The organism is Rhodococcus triatomae, assembly GCF_014217785.1.
GTDB classification, from domain to species: domain Bacteria; phylum Actinomycetota; class Actinomycetes; order Mycobacteriales; family Mycobacteriaceae; genus Rhodococcus_F; species Rhodococcus_F triatomae.
Genome location: NZ_CP048814.1, coordinates 307614 through 320873 on the forward strand (window position 1 = coordinate 307614; position 13260 = coordinate 320873).

At 68.9% G+C, this 13260-nt stretch carries 13 protein-coding genes and 1 tRNA gene; 7 read left to right on the top strand and 7 right to left on the bottom strand.

Going from position 1 to position 13260, the window contains the following annotated elements:
* Positions 1 to 11 precede the first annotated feature (11 nt).
* Complete coding sequence (locus tag G4H71_RS01430) at positions 12 to 629, bottom strand: GNAT family N-acetyltransferase (RefSeq protein WP_072737656.1); 618 nt, start codon at positions 627 to 629, stop codon at positions 12 to 14.
* 168 nt (positions 630 to 797) lie between these two features.
* Between G4H71_RS01430 and G4H71_RS01435 the strand changes: the two genes are divergently transcribed.
* The 3 genes from G4H71_RS01435 (at position 798) to G4H71_RS22975 (ending at position 2770) form a co-directional block, all read left to right on the top strand.
* Positions 798 to 1589 carry an SDR family NAD(P)-dependent oxidoreductase gene (locus G4H71_RS01435; protein WP_072737655.1) on the top strand — a complete coding sequence of 264 codons (792 nt, stop codon included), beginning with the start codon at positions 798 to 800 and terminating at the stop codon, positions 1587 to 1589.
* Positions 1590 to 1650: 61 nt separating this feature from the next.
* Positions 1651 to 2136, top strand: coding sequence for a VOC family protein (locus G4H71_RS01440; protein WP_139183155.1), 486 nt, complete (start codon positions 1651 to 1653; stop codon positions 2134 to 2136).
* 7 nt (positions 2137 to 2143) lie between these two features.
* Positions 2144 to 2770: a DUF2510 domain-containing protein gene (locus G4H71_RS22975; protein ID WP_217631300.1), complete on the top strand. Its 627-nt coding sequence runs from the start codon at positions 2144 to 2146 to the stop codon at positions 2768 to 2770.
* Positions 2771 to 2836: 66 nt separating this feature from the next.
* Here G4H71_RS22975 and G4H71_RS01455 read toward each other — a convergent pair.
* Positions 2837 to 2909 (bottom strand) — tRNA-Asn (locus G4H71_RS01455).
* Positions 2910 to 3047: 138 nt separating this feature from the next.
* Between G4H71_RS01455 and G4H71_RS01460 the strand changes: the two genes are divergently transcribed.
* Entirely contained in the window at positions 3048 to 3293 is a 246-nt protein-coding gene (locus tag G4H71_RS01460) for a hypothetical protein (RefSeq protein ID WP_072737823.1), read from the top strand.
* A 29-nt stretch (positions 3294 to 3322) separates the two neighbouring features.
* Here the strand turns inward: G4H71_RS01460 and dnaG are convergent, their stop codons facing one another.
* From dnaG to G4H71_RS01480, 4 genes are all read right to left on the bottom strand, one after another.
* Positions 3323 to 5254, bottom strand: a complete 1932-nt coding sequence (gene dnaG, locus G4H71_RS01465) for a DNA primase (protein ID WP_072737653.1) — start codon at positions 5252 to 5254, stop codon at positions 3323 to 3325.
* Positions 5255 to 5336: 82 nt separating this feature from the next.
* The gene (locus G4H71_RS01470; protein ID WP_072737822.1) at positions 5337 to 6536 is read right to left on the bottom strand and encodes a lipase family protein; all 1200 of its coding nucleotides are present in this window, start codon (positions 6534 to 6536) and stop codon (positions 5337 to 5339) included.
* A gap of 144 nt (positions 6537 to 6680) precedes the next feature.
* Entirely contained in the window at positions 6681 to 7958 is a 1278-nt protein-coding gene (locus G4H71_RS01475; RefSeq protein ID WP_072737652.1) for a deoxyguanosinetriphosphate triphosphohydrolase, read from the bottom strand.
* Between the two features lie 53 nt (positions 7959 to 8011).
* Entirely contained in the window at positions 8012 to 8695 is a 684-nt protein-coding gene (locus G4H71_RS01480) for a YdcF family protein (RefSeq protein WP_072737651.1), read from the bottom strand.
* A gap of 69 nt (positions 8696 to 8764) precedes the next feature.
* Here G4H71_RS01480 and G4H71_RS01485 point away from each other — a divergent pair, with 69 nt between their 5' ends.
* The gene (locus tag G4H71_RS01485; protein ID WP_072737650.1) at positions 8765 to 10786 is read left to right on the top strand and encodes a TPM domain-containing protein; all 2022 of its coding nucleotides are present in this window, start codon (positions 8765 to 8767) and stop codon (positions 10784 to 10786) included.
* Positions 10787 to 10916: 130 nt separating this feature from the next.
* Here the strand turns inward: G4H71_RS01485 and G4H71_RS01490 are convergent, their stop codons facing one another.
* The gene (locus G4H71_RS01490) at positions 10917 to 12302 is read right to left on the bottom strand and encodes a glycine--tRNA ligase (RefSeq protein ID WP_072737649.1); all 1386 of its coding nucleotides are present in this window, start codon (positions 12300 to 12302) and stop codon (positions 10917 to 10919) included.
* 245 nt (positions 12303 to 12547) lie between these two features.
* On the opposite strand from G4H71_RS01490, the gene G4H71_RS01495 reads away from it, so the two are divergent.
* The gene (locus tag G4H71_RS01495; RefSeq protein WP_246442840.1) at positions 12548 to 12835 is read left to right on the top strand and encodes an ArsR/SmtB family transcription factor; all 288 of its coding nucleotides are present in this window, start codon (positions 12548 to 12550) and stop codon (positions 12833 to 12835) included.
* 8 nt (positions 12836 to 12843) lie between these two features.
* On the top strand, positions 12844 to 13257 hold the full coding sequence (locus G4H71_RS01500) for a Fur family transcriptional regulator (protein ID WP_246442637.1): 414 nt from the start codon (positions 12844 to 12846) through the stop codon (positions 13255 to 13257).
* Positions 13258 to 13260 lie beyond the last annotated feature (3 nt).

Below are 13260 nucleotides of genomic sequence, written 5' to 3' on the forward strand. Positions count from 1 at the left end.
GAGTGGATCAGCTACGACACTCGGCCCGCAGCCGTCCGGGGCCGCCGCACCATCGCCCAGACCTTCGGCCCGTCATCGGGCAGCGACACGCTTCCGGTGACCTCGAATCCCAGACGTTCGTAGAAGGCGACATTGGCCGGAGACGACGTCTCCAGGTACGCCGCGCGGCCGTGATCCTCCGCCGCCGCGAGCTCGGGTTCGAGCACTGCCCGACCCAGACCCCGTCCCTGCGAGGTGGGCGCGACACCTACCGTCGCCAGATACCAGACGGGGTCCGTCGGCCGCAGATGGGCGGTCGCCTCGTCAGCCCTCGCAGCGACGTCGGCTCGATCTCCGTACAGGTCGGTGACCTGCTCGGCAATCTCTCCGAAAGCTGCGTCCAGACCTGTCGACAACGGCGTCGTCCATACCGCCACCGCTGCCACATCATCGGACACCCAGACTTTTCCGCATCTCAATCCGATCTCCGCCAGGAACAACCGCTGCAACGCCAGCACACGGTCCTGGTGGTCACGCGCGTCGACGGTGTGCCGGGTGAACGGGTAGTCGGCGAAGGCGCGACCGAGGGTCTGCGCGGCAACGGCGGCGTCTCTCGACGTCGCCGGCCGAATCCGAAAGCTGTAACTCACGTGCGGTCACGTTACCGGCGGATCGGGGATCGAACCGGTCCACGACGCCCTCCGCCACGTCCCGCCGAGCGGTCATTCCTCTCGGCCACCGCCGGCACTTCGCCTAGCGTCGGGCGTGCGGCGGATCTCGGGCATCCGCCTCCCCTTCCGCGAAAGGCGACCTCACCCATGAACCGATTCCACGACCGTCGCGTCCTCGTCACCGGTGCTGCCTCCGGCATCGGCCAGGCGACCGCGCTGCGTCTCCTCGCCGAAGGCGGCCACGTCGTCGCCGCCGACATCGCCGAGGACGGTCTGGCCGTCACCCGCGCCCGCGCCGAGGAGTCGGGAGCGGCAGACCGCCTGCACACCCTGGTCATCGACATCGGGACCGAGGACTCCGTCATCGAGGGCGTCCGCCGCGCCGTCGACACCCTCGGAGGGCTGGACGTGCTGGTCAACGCCGCCGGCATCCTGCGGGCCTCGCACACCCACGAGACGCCGCTGGACCTGTGGAACCGGATCGTCACGGTCAACCTCACCGGCACGTTCCTGATGGTCCGGGAGGCGCTTCCGGCCCTGCTGGCCACCGGAAACGGGGTGATCGTGAACTTCGGCTCCACCTCCGCGACATTCGCCCACCCGTACATGGCCGCCTACGCAGCCAGTAAGGGCGGCATCCAGTCCTTCACCCACGCGCTCGCGTTGGAGTACGGCAAGCAGGGTCTGCGCGCGGTCGCGGTCGCGCCGGGAAGCGTCAAGAGCGGCATCACCGACAACACCGGCTCGTATCTACCCGAGGACACCGACTGGTCGCTGTTCGCCAAGCTGTCCCCGATCCTGCCCACCGACCAGGAATCCGGCGGCGCCCCGATGGCCGGACCGGAGAGCGTCGCCGGCGTCATCGCGATGCTGGCCTCCGGCGACGGCGCCTTCGTCACGGGCACCGAGATCCGGATCGACGGCGGCACCCACGCCTGAGTCCTTCGCTCGCCCGACGACACACCCCTACGCGCGGGAGGGGTTGGCTACGTCGGCTCGCATGGGAGAATTCACCGCATTCGATGAGCGGTACATCGAGATCCTTGCCGTCGCAGACGAAGTCGCGTTTCGACGATCGCATTACGCGCCGGGGCTAGGACTCCTGCGACCCTCGATCGACGCACGAGCGGTTACGGCGCGTTCACCTTCGCGGTGGACGTGCCCGACGCGCAGGCTCACGCCACTCGGCTACCAGGTGCGTGAGCTCGACGTCGAGCTGGAAGAGTTCGGCGTCTCCTTCACCGAGATCTTCGTGCTCGACGGCCCGGGGCGGCTCCCGTTCTTCATCACCTACACGCCGACGCGCGAGGAGAATCTGGCGGGATACCGGAGGGCGCGTTCGACCCGGGCAAACGTGGGTCTGACATCCGCCAGGTTCGACACAGACTTGTTCGCCGGTGTCGAACAAGCACACTCGGACTATCCCCGCCAATGCCGTGATCAACTCTGGTCAATGTCGAGTAATTCCGAAATGTCTGTTGTCTAATTCTTTCATGACAGGTGCGGCTCCAGCCGGTTGGTATCCGGATCCCACCAATGCGCAGGAGGCTCTGCGCTACTGGAACGGGACCACGTGGACAGACCGACTCGTGCAGTGCCCGCCCGCGGATCCGCCTCCCCCTGTGGGCTATGGGGTTGCTCCCGTGGGCTATCCGGCTGTTGCAGCTAGTTCCCGCCCGAGCCCGACCCGGGGTGTCGAACGTGGACACCTTCCGTACCTGTACGTCGGGTTCGGGGATTGCACTGCGCTCGTCATCGGCGCACTCGGGCCGTGGGCGACTCTGCTCACTCTCAGTGTGCCGGGTACGGAGGGGGACGGCATCATCGTGATAGTTCTTGCACTGATTGCGGCTGCCGCACTCCTGAGCGTCCTTGTACGAGGTTCGTCGAAGCTCGGAGAGCAGTGGGCCCCGCCAGCCATCGGCATACTGTGTATCGTCATCGCGATCATCGACATCGGCAATGTTTCGAGCAGCGAGACCGAGTGGCTTGGACAATCCATCGGCGCGAGCCCCGGGTGGGGGCTCTGGCTGACACTGGTCGGCGGCGTGGTGCTCACCGTTGCCGGCGGCCTCGCGGTGAAACAACTGAAATCGGGACTGTCCCGTAGGTCTGGCTGACTCAGTATGCCCCCCTGCACGAGAAAGGCCCCGCACCTGCTCTCGCAGGTACGGGGCCTTTCACTGCTCCCCCGGCTGGACTCGAACCAGCAACCGTCCGATTAACAGTCGGAAGCTCTGCCAATTGAGCTACAGGGGATTACTCACAAGCCTCGCCGTTCCCGGCGACGCCTGAGAAACTGTAGCGCATTGCCCCACCCGAGTACCAAATCGCCTGTCCGTCGATCCATCAGGCAGGATGGAGACTCGGATCGTGAGCGTCGGAGGGAAAGCAGGGATGATGCGGCTGTTGATCGGTATCGCGGCAGGCTACGTGCTGGGCACACGCGCCGGACGGGCACGGTACGAACAGATCAGCCGGGCCACCAAGGCCGTCGCGACCAGCCCCGTCACCCGCAAGGTGTTGCAGGCGTCACGGCAGAAGCTGTCCGACACCCTCAACACCCAGCCCCGGCTGGAACCGATGAAGCCGATCGACGAGCAGACCATCCTCGTCCCTCAGGACCAGCTCAAGAAGAAGTAACCGCCCGCTCCTCGGTATCGGCGGGAGCCTCAGCCCGCCATCCCGCCGGCCTGGCTGTCCCCGACCGCCTGGTCCTTGAGGCTGCGGCGGTACTGCTCGAGCGCGGTGAGGTCACCCAGCAACAGGTAGTACCGGTCGGCGTCGTCCGCGGGCGAGATCCGCTGCAGCTTGGACTTGAGATCGGCAACCTGCTCCCCCACCCACTGCTCCTGCAGCCGGGCCATCACCCCGTTGATGTATCGCGGAACGGTGTCCTCCTCCGCGGGAAGCGCCTCCACCGCCAGCTCCGAGACCACCGACACCGCGGTCGGGTCCTCGAGGCCACGAGTGACCACGTCGACCCACTCGGCGCCGCCGATACCCGCGCTGGTACCACCCGCCGCGCTCATCGACTCGCGGATCGCGGCGTACGTCGGGTGGGTGAACGTCTCCGCAGGCAGTGAATCGAACACGGTGCCCGCCACCCCGGGGTACTGCAGTGCCGCCTTCAGCGCGTCACGCTGCGGCCACAGAACCGGATCCGCCGGGCGAGGACGCGGCAGCCCGACCGGCAACTGCGCGGGCTCGGGGGTTTCCTCGCGGACGGCGCGGCGACGCGGGGGCTCCGCCGAACCACGGCCGGAGGCCCGTTTGCGTGCCTCCTCGCGCACTCGCGCCCGCACGGCGGGCAGATCGTCCCAGCCGACCCACCCGGCAAGTTGCACCGCGTAGCTGTCCCGCAACGTGCGCTCCCGGATCTGCGCGACGACGGGGACGGTGCGGCGCAGCGCCTCCACCCGCCCCTCGGCGGTCTCGAGGTCGTGCTCGGCGAGGATCGACTTCACCACGAACTGGAACATCGGCGTCCGCCGCGCGACCAGATCACGCACCGCGACGTCGCCGGACTTCTGACGCAACTCGCACGGGTCCATGCCGTCCGGCGCCACCGACACGAACGACTGCCCCACCATCTTCTGATCGCCTTCGAACGCCTTCATCGCCGCGGCCTGGCCGGCCGAGTCCCCGTCGAAGGTGTAGATGATCTCGCCACGGTGGTAGCTGTCGTCCATGAGCAACCGGCGCAGCATGGCCAGGTGGTCCTCGCCGAACGCCGTCCCACAGGCCGCGACAGCCGTCGGCACCCCGGCCAGATGCATCGCCATGACGTCGGTGTAGCCCTCGACGACGACGGCCTGATGCCCCTTCGCGATGTCCCGCTTGGCCAGATCGAGCCCGAACAGCACCTGAGACTTCTTGTACAGCACGGTTTCCGGGGTGTTCACGTACTTCCCGGGCATCGTGTCGTCGTCGAAGAGCTTACGGGCACCGAACCCGATGACGTCCCCGGCGAGATTGCGGATCGGCCACAGCAGCCGCCGGTGGAAGCGGTCGATGGGGCCCCGCCTGCCCTCCTTGGACAATCCGGCGGCGATGAGCTCTTTCGCCTCGAAACCCCTGCCCTGCAGGTGTTTCGTCAGCGTGTCCCAGCCACCGGGCGCATATCCGCACCCGAACGTCGCGGCCGCCGACTCGTCGAAGTTCCGCTCGGTGAGGTAATCCCGCGCCGCCTGCGCCTCCGGTGTCCGCAGTTGCTCCGCGTAGTACTCCTGGGCCGCGGCATTGGCGGCCACCAGCCGGGCCCGGGTGCCGCGGTCGCGCTGTACCGAGGTGCCGCCACCCTCGTACGAGATCGAGTAACCCAGTCGGTCCGCCAGCTGCTCGACGGCCTCCACGAAACTGATGTGCTCCATCTTCTGCAGGAACGAGTACACGTCCCCGCCCTCACCACACCCGAAGCAGTGGAAATGGCCGTGATTGGGCCGTACGTGGAACGACGGGGACTTCTCGTCGTGGAACGGGCACAGCCCCATCATCGAGTCGCCACGGGGCGCCCGGAGCGAGACGTACTCGCCGACGATGTCCTCGATCCGGGTGCGCTCACGAATCGCCGCTATGTCTCGATCGGGGATTCTGCCAGCCACGCCCGACAGTCTAGGCCCTGCCCGCAACGCCTCCGCCGATGCCGCGGGTCGGGGTCACCACGTCGTCGGCGCTGCGACACGGTCAACAGGTCGTCGGCGCTGCCACTCCGGCAAACCGGTCACCGAGGTACGCGAACGCGGGCGCGGCACCGGCCACCGCGGTACTGCCGTGATCGCCCCCGGGCAGGACGGCGAACTGGACCCGCGCCCCCGAGGCGCAGTAGCGGCCCACGGTGCCCTGCACGGGACCCATGCCGACCAGTTCGTCGGCGTCACCGTGCCACACGTAGAGCGGGGCGCGGGGCACCTGCGGCGCGTGCGCGAGGCTGTTCTCGTCCATCACCGTGCGGACCGAGGAATCGTCGAGCACCCCGGGCCGGGTGGTGAGCTCGTCGATGCTGCGGCCGGCGCCGGCGGCCAGGATGCCGTCCGTGCACAGGTTGCTCATCCGGTCCCGCAACGCGTGCCCCTCGTCGTTGAGGACGTCGCCGAGCGGCGCTCGCGTCGGGTACTCGCGTTCGAGTCCGATCGCGGCCGCGAATCCGAGTCCGAAGGCCGAACTCGCCCCGCCGCCGAGCCGGCCCGCGATCTCCCCCAGATCCACCGGGGTACCGCCGATCGCCGCACCGACCAGGTCGATCTCCGGCGCATGGGTGGGCGCCAGGGCAGCCGCCCAGCCCGTGGCCATGCCGCCACCGGAGTACCCCGCCAGGCCGACCGGACTACGCCCGAGGCCCGCCTCCGGCAGGCGCTGCGCGGCGCGGACACCGTCGAGGACGAGCCGGCCGCCGAGCTGTGCCGCACCGTAGGCGCTGGTCGGTCCGAGATGATCGGGCACCGCCACCGCCCAGCCTCGCTGGAGCAGCAGATTCAACGCCGGCGCCTCCTGCAGGCCCCCGTCGAACAGCTGCCGCGACGGCGCACACTGGAGACCGAGTGAATTGATGAACGGCTGGTAGGACACCAGTGGGCGATCGGCGGGCGTCCCCCACGGAATCAGCACCGTGGTCACCCCGGCGATCGGCGCGCCCGCGGAGTTCGTCGACCGGAACAGGATCTGCCAGGCATCCACCCCCGGATAGGCCGGGGCCGGCACGGTGCGGGCCCGCAGCACGTCCCCGTCCGCTCGGGCGCCGAGGTCAGCCGGCGGTGCGTAGAAGGCGTCGGGGTCCTGGGCGGGAAACACCGGCGCCGCCCCCACTGCCGGGGGCACCACCAGGGCGGCGGCGATCATCGCGAGTGCCGCCACGATCACCCCGCCCAGACGGGCGACGCGGCGCATCAGCGGGCGGGCAGGGTACAGTGTGGCGTCCGAGATCATCGGCTCCGTCTCCCTCGAGGTGTGACCGGTCTCTCAGCATTCGTAACAGGTCGGCCGGCGGACTGCAGCGAATTCTCTCCCGCCCGCCGGCGCTCTCCACCGAGCTCAGCCCCAGCTCGCCTGAGCACCCAGACTGGCCTTGTCCACGCGCTCGAGCCGACTCTCGGTGTACGACGCGATCTGGTCGACGATCACCCGCACCCGGGCCGGGTCGTCCTCGGCACGCTCCCACGCCGGGAGGAACAACGGATCGAGGCCGGCGGGGGCCGTGGCGATCAGCCACTCCGACACCCGGTGGATCCGCTCCCGTTGGCGGCCCTGCCGTGCCTTGTGGCCGGTGTCGGACATCACGTAGTGCAGGGCCACCGTCTTGAGCAGTGCCACCTCGGAGGCGACGACGGGCGGGATCTGCAGATCCGCGTCGTATCGGGACACGGCCCGATCGCCGTAGACGTTCTTCGTCCCGCTCACGGCCGCGGTGGCGAACCTGCCGACCAACTCACTGGTGAGCGCCTTGAGGGACACTGCACTGGCCAGCGTGCCGTCGTAGCGGCCGACACCGACGACGACCGGAAGCGTGGACAGTCGCTGCGCCGCTTCCACCAGTTCCTCGACGTCGAGGCCGGAGAACTCCGACACACCGAGCGTGGCGAGGTCGCGCTGCTCGTCCGGGTCGGCGAGGGCGCGCAGGTCGATCCGGCCGGCGATCACCCCGTCCTCGACGTCGTGGACCGAGTAGGCGACGTCGTCGGACCAGTCCATCACCTGCGCCTCGAGGCTGCGCCGACGCTCCGGCGCACCCTGCCGGATCCAGGCGAGGACGTCCGCGTCGTCGTCGTAGGCCCCGAACTTCGCGCCCGGTTCCGGACGCAGCCACGGGTACTTGATCGCGGCGTCGAGTGCCGCGCGGGTGAGATTCAGCCCGGCGCTGTGGCCGTCGGCATCGAGCACCTTCGGCTCGAGGCTCGTGAGGATGCGCAGATTCTGCGCGTTGCCCTCGAAGCCACCGCAGGACACCGCCACCTCGTCGAGTGCCCGTTCGCCGTTGTGCCCGTACGGCGGGTGTCCGATGTCGTGGGCCAGTCCGGCCAGGTCGACGAGGTCGGGATCGCAGCCGAGGCCGTCGGCGATCCCTCGGCCGATCTGCGCCACCTCGATCGAATGTGTCAACCGGGTGCGCGGGGTGTCCCCGTCCCGAGGGCCCACCACCTGGGTCTTGTCGGCCAGTCGCCGCAAGGCGGCCGAATGTTGCACTCGGGCCCGGTCCCGCGAGAAGTCCGTCCGTCGCCCCCCGCCTCCGTTCTCGGTGCCGGGCAGACCGGCCTGCTTGGGCCCCTCGACGACCCGGCGTTCGTGATCGTGGTCGGTGTAGCCAGCGCTCATGTCCCCGTGTCCTGTCCTCGGCCCGGCGGTGCGGGCCCTGTTTGTGGCGTCCCCTATTGCCCGGCCGTGTAGGGAAAGTCTGCGGAGAAGTGTGTCAGCTGGTACCAGAGCAGGGCACCGGTCTCCCGGGCGATGCCGTGGAACTGGGATTCCCGGGTGAAGACCGCCGGCCCCTGCCGGGTGGGCGACGTCCACGCGGACAAGCCCGCGTCGCGGGCCATCGTCCGGGTCCGCAACGAATGCCAGGGGTCCGACACCAGCACTGCCGAATCGATTCCGAGCCCGCGCATCTCGTCGCTCACGGCCTCGACGCTGCGCAGCGTGTCGGAACCCTCCTCGACCGCGACGACGGCGTCGGACGGCACGCCGAGGGATTCCAGGTAGTTCTTCCCCGACGCGGCCTCGGTGTAGAGGTCGCCCTCCTGCTTGCCACCGACGGTGATGATCCGAGGTGCCACCCCCGCGTCGTACAGCTTGTTGGCCTGTTCCAGCCTCGCCTCGAACACCGACGACGGCACCCCCGAGTACTGCGCGGCCCCGAGGACCACGATGGCGTCCGCGGGTGTCCGGTCGTCGATCCGCGCGACCTGCCACACCCGCACCGCGGTACCCCCGACCAAGGCGACCGCCACCAGCACCGCGCCCACCACCAACCGCCGCGTCCACCGGGCGACCGCGGCGAGGAAGCCCGGGCGCACCGGACGTGGGGTGCCCCGGCGCCGGTCTGCGATATTCACTCCCCGATTCTGCCAGCTCCGGAAAGTGGCGACCGATGCCGACCCGCCGGACCCGATAGATTTGGCAGCATGCCTTTCGTCACGCGTCTCGCACGCTCCGCCGCCCTGCTCGTCGTGGGGGCAGTACTCACACTGTCCGCGTTCCTGCTGGCCCCGATCGCCTCGGCCGAGACACCGATGCGCCTGCCCGGTCAGATCACCGACCCGGCGGGAGCGCTCGACAGCGCCGAGCTCGCCCAGGTGCAGGAGTCGATCGACCAGCTGTACGACAACGAGCGGGTCCGGCTGTGGGTGGTGTTCGTGCCCGACTTCGCCGGGCAGGTGGGCACGCAGTGGGCGGATCGCACCCTGCAGATGTCGGGTCTCGGCGACCGCGACGCGCTGCTGGCGGTCGCGACAGTGGCCCGCGAGTACGCGCTCCTTCCTCCGAACCTGTCGGAGGTGACGACCGGCGAAGCCGAGTCCATCCGCGTCGATGCCGTGGAACCTGCTCTGCGTGAAGAGGACTGGGCGGGCTCGGCCATCGCCGCAGCGGTCGGCATCGAGGAGGCGATGAGCTCGTCCGGCGGCATGTCCGTGCAGACGCTGCTCATCGGCGGTGGCGTCGTCGTGGTCGGCGCCGGCGGCGCGGTCGTGTACTCGCGACGACGCAAGGCCAAGTCGATCGAGGCCCAGGCGGAGACGGCCCGCGAGATCGATCCGAAGGACACCTCGGCCCTGGCGATGCTGCCGCTGCCGACACTGGACGAGCGAGCGAAGGAAGTCCTCGTCGAGGTGGACGATGCGATCCGCGCCAGCACGGAGGAACTCGATCTCGCTCGCGGCGAGTTCGGAGACGACGCCACCACCCCCTTCGTCACCGCCGTCGAGCAGGCCCGCGAGACCCTGGGGCGGGCCTTCCAGATCCGTCAGCGCCTCGACGACGCGATCCCGGAATCCCCGGACGAGCGTCGCCGCATGCTCATCGAGATCATCTCCTCGTGCGGCCGAGCCGATCAGGAGTTGGACGCCAAGGTCGCGGAGTTCGATGCGATGCGCGGGCTCCTCATCAACGGCGAGGCGCGGCTCGACGCCCTGACCCAGGACGTGGTGGCCGTGTCCGTCCGGCTCCCCGAATCCGAGCAGGTCCTCGAACGCCTGAAGAACGAGTTCCCACCCGCCACGATCGCGCCGGTGGCAGCCAACCTAGACCTGGCGCGCGAGGACATCGCCTTCGCGGAACAGTCCATCGAGCAGGGCCGGGCGGCGATCGCGCTGCCCGTCGGCAAGCAGGGACCGGCCGTCACCGCCATTCGTACCGCGGAGAGCGCGCTCGGGCAGGCCCGCAAGCTCCTCGACGGCCTCGACCACGCCGCATCGGACATCAGGAGCGCCATCGACGCGCTCCCGGCCGCGATGGAGGACGTCGCCCAGGGCATCGCCGAAGCAGGCAAGCTGGCCGAACAGGGAGGCGCCGAACTCGCCCGCGCCCGGGCCGCCGCCGAGGCCGCGCTCACCGCGGCACGCACGGCCAAGGACACGGACCCGCTGGGCAGCTTCACCCAGATCGTCACTGCCGATGCCGAACTCGATGCCGTGATCGCCGAAATCCATCAGTCCCAGGCCGAGGCCGAGCGCACCCGCCAACGGCTCGAGCGTGACGTCACCGCGGCCCGCTCACACGTCACCGCGGCTGCCGACTTCATCTCCACCCGGCGCGGCGTCGTCGGCGCCGAGGCACGGACGCGTCTGACCGAGGCGCAACGTCATCTCGCCGCCGTCGAGCAGGTACGCGAGGCCGATCCGGCCCGTGCGATCCAGCACGCGAAGGCCGCCTCGGACCTGGCCGGGCAGGCGCTGCGACTGGCGCAGTCCGATGTCAATCGTTGGGATCAGAACAACCGTCCCCGCTCCGGTGGCGGTGGCGGCAACGTCGCCGGCGCCGTGATCGGCGGCATCCTCATCGACAGCCTGCTCCGCGGTTCCCGAGGCGGTGGCGGCCTCGGGGGCGGCGGGTTCGGTGGCGGATTCGGTGGCGGAGGCTCCCGCGGTGGCGGATTCGGCGGTGGCGGATTCGGCGGTGGCCGGGCCGGCGGCGGCGGGCGCTTCTGACCGCACCACCCACCCGGGCCGGAGGGCACAATGTCACACCGGTTCGATCTGAGCGAACCGGTGTGACATTGTGCCGAAAGGGGATGAGCCGCAGGCGGTCCCACCCGTTCGAGCGGGACCGCTGCGAGCGTCAGGAACCGAGCAGTCGCTGCGCGAGGTAGCCCTCGACCTGATCCAGTGCGACCCGCTCCTGCGACATCGTATCGCGCTCGCGGACGGTGACCGCCTGGTCCTCGAGCGTGTCGAAGTCGACGGTGATGCAGAACGGCGTGCCGATCTCGTCCTGGCGACGGTAGCGGCGGCCGATGGCGCCCGCGTCGTCGAACTCGATGTTCCAGTTCTGGCGCAGCGTCGCCGCGAGATCCTTGGCCTTCGGGCTGAGGTCGGCGTTGCGGGACAGCGGGAGAACAGCGGCCTTGACGGGGGCGAGACGACGATCCAGACGCAACACCGTGCGCTTGTCCACCCCGCCCTTGGCGTTCGGGGCCTCGTCCTCGGCGTACGCGTCGACGAGGAACGCCATGAGCGAGCGGGTCAGTCCCGCCGCGGGCTCGATGACGTACGGCGTGTACCGCTCACCGGACGTCTGGTCGAAGTAGTTGAGCTCGGTGCCCGAGTGCTTCGAGTGCGTCGAGAGGTCGAAGTCCGTGCGGTTGGCGACGCCCTCGAGCTCACCCCACTCGCTGCCCTGGAAGTGGAAGCGGTACTCGATGTCCACCGTCCGCTTCGAGTAGTGCGAGAGCTTGTCCTTCGGGTGCTCGAACAGACGCAGGTTGTCCTTGTTGATACCGAGGCCGGTGTACCAGTCCATCCGGTAGTCGATCCAGTACTGGTGCCACTCCTCGTCCTCGCCCGGCTTGACGAAGAACTCCAGCTCCATCTGCTCGAATTCCCTGGTGCGGAAGATGAAGTTGCCCGGCGTGATCTCGTTGCGGAAGCTCTTGCCGATCTGGCCGATGCCGAACGGCGGCTTCTTCCGCGACGTGGTGAGCACGTTGGCGAAGTTGACGAAGATGCCCTGCGCGGTCTCCGGACGCAGGTAGTGCAGCCCCTCCTCGTTGTCGACCGGCCCGAGGAAGGTCTTCAGCAGCCCCGAGAACGCCCGGGGCTCGGTCCACTGGCCGGGCTCACCGGTGTCGGGGTCGCGGATATCGGCCAGACCGTTCTCCGGGGGACGGCCGTGCTTCTCCTCGTAGGCCTCGAGCAGGTGGTCGGCGCGGTACCTCTTGTGGGTGATCAGCGACTCGACGAGCGGATCGGTGAACGTCTCCACATGGCCGGACGCCTCCCACACCTCGCGGGGCAGGATGACGGACGAGTCGAGACCGACGACGTCCTCGCGGCTGGTGACCATGTTCCGCCACCACTGCTTCTTGATGTTCTCCTTGAGCTCGACACCCAACGGGCCGTAGTCCCACGCGGACTTCGTACCTCCGTAGATCTCGCCACACGGAAAGACCAGGCCACGGCGCTTGGCGAGATTGACGACGGAATCGATCTTGGACTTGGGTGCCACTCGGTGCTCTCCATCTGGGTAATAGATGCACGGTTCACGTGCGCGTTTCGCCGTCCAGACTATCGGTTGCGGTCCGGCGCACCCACCCACCCCGGTTGACATGCGCATTCACGCATATCAAAATGGAATTGATTTGCAATAAGCTGGTCCGCGGAGCCCGACGGGCCCCTCCGATCCGACCCCGAGGAGTCACCGTGAGCATCACGGACGACGATCACACCCACGCCGCGGCCGTTCCGGTGCCCATGCCACCCAGGGAAACCCTGGTGGCCGCGGGCGAGTTGCTCCGAGCCCTCGCGGCGCCCGTACGCATCGCCATCGTGCTGCAACTGCGCGAGTCGCACCGGTGCGTACACGAACTGGTGGGGGCACTGGACGTCCCGCAGCCGCTGATCAGCCAGCACCTCCGCGTGCTGAAGTCCGCGGGTGTCGTCCGCGGCGAACGGTCCGGACGCGAAGTGCTCTACAGCCTCGTGGACGAGCATCTGGCGCACATCGTCGTGGACGCCGTCGCCCACGCCGAGGAAGGATGAAGGAGACATTGCCTACCAACACAGGCGCCCCCCAGGTCGGCGTGCGTTCGACCAGACAACGCAGCGCGATCTCGGCGCTGCTCGACGATATCGACGAGTTCAAGTCGGCCCAGGAACTGCACGACGAACTGCGCCACCGGGGTGAGGGCATCGGCCTGACCACCGTCTATCGCACTCTTCAGGCGCTGGCCGACGCCGGCACCGTCGACGTCCTGCGCACCGGTACCGGGGAGTCCCTGTACCGCCGCTGCTCGGCGGGTCACCACCACCATCTGGTGTGCCGTTCCTGTGGATTCACGGTCGAGGTGGAGGGCCCGGCCGTCGAGAAGTGGGCGCAGTCGGTCGCCGACACGAACGGCTTCTCCGACATCAGCCACATGGTGGAGATCTTCGGATCCTGCCGCGACTGCGCGGAGGCCTGACCC

Bases quoted from the DNA above. Each gene is read 5' to 3' on its own strand.
- G4H71_RS01435 (WP_072737655.1), top strand. From the start codon at position 798: ATGAACCGATTCCACGACCGTCGCGTCCTCGTCACCGGTGCTGCCTCC.
- G4H71_RS01440 (WP_139183155.1), top strand. From the start codon at position 1,651: ATGGGAGAATTCACCGCATTCGATGAGCGGTACATCGAGATCCTTGCC.
- G4H71_RS22975 (WP_217631300.1), top strand. From the start codon at position 2,144: ATGACAGGTGCGGCTCCAGCCGGTTGGTATCCGGATCCCACCAATGCG.
- G4H71_RS01460 (WP_072737823.1), top strand. From the start codon at position 3,048: ATGATGCGGCTGTTGATCGGTATCGCGGCAGGCTACGTGCTGGGCACA.
- G4H71_RS01470 (WP_072737822.1), bottom strand. From the start codon at position 6,536: ATGCGCCGCGTCGCCCGTCTGGGCGGGGTGATCGTGGCGGCACTCGCG.
- G4H71_RS01475 (WP_072737652.1), bottom strand. From the start codon at position 7,958: ATGAGCGCTGGCTACACCGACCACGATCACGAACGCCGGGTCGTCGAG.
- G4H71_RS01485 (WP_072737650.1), top strand. From the start codon at position 8,765: ATGCCTTTCGTCACGCGTCTCGCACGCTCCGCCGCCCTGCTCGTCGTG.
- G4H71_RS01495 (WP_246442840.1), top strand. From the start codon at position 12,548: ATGCCACCCAGGGAAACCCTGGTGGCCGCGGGCGAGTTGCTCCGAGCC.